Annotated in this window: 1 pseudogene; it reads right to left on the reverse strand. The window is 63.3% G+C overall.

Annotated elements, in window-relative coordinates:
• Positions 1-627, reverse strand: a pseudogene (locus M5B43_RS27180) (type IV secretion protein Rhs); the annotation flags it as partial.

The following is a 627-nucleotide window of genomic DNA, read 5'->3' on the forward strand; positions in this document are numbered from 1 at the left end:
GGTTTTGCTGATGCGCCGCCCAAACGGGTCATAGCGGTAACTGGCGGTTTCGCCGTTGGGTTGTGTGACGCTGATCAGCCGGTGCTGGCAGTCGTAGCGGTATTCGGTGGCGAGTTGATGGCCCTTGCCGCGTCGTTCGCGGATGAGGTTGCCGAAGGCGTCGTAGTCGTAATGACGGTCGCCCTGGATCATCAGGCGGTTGCCGGCGACGATGTCCGGGCCGGGGCGGTCTTGCATGAGCAGGTTGCCGGCCGGGTCGTGGCCGAAGCGTTCCTGCACGTCTTGCGAGTGGTCGGCGCGGGTCAGGCGGGCGAGGGGGTCGTAGTGGTAGCGGTGTTCGCCTTTGCGGGTGTCGAGCAGGCGGGTGAGGTTGCCGGTTGTGTCGTAGTCGTATTGGCGTTGGTAGAGGGGATTTTGTTGCTGGGTGACGGCGTGGGCGTGCAGGCGGTGCTGGTCGTCGTAGTGGTAGTGACTGAGCAGTTGGCCTTGTTGGCGTTGGTGTTCGCGACCGGCGCGGAACAGGTGAGAGGTCAGCAACGCACCATTCAACTCGACGGTGGCGAGATGCCCACCTTTGTCATGGTTGAAGCTCAGGCGGTTGTTGTCCGGCAGGCGCAGGGTTTTCAG

This window comes from Pseudomonas sp. MWU15-20650, assembly GCF_023242475.1.
GTDB lineage: Bacteria > Pseudomonadota > Gammaproteobacteria > Pseudomonadales > Pseudomonadaceae > Aquipseudomonas.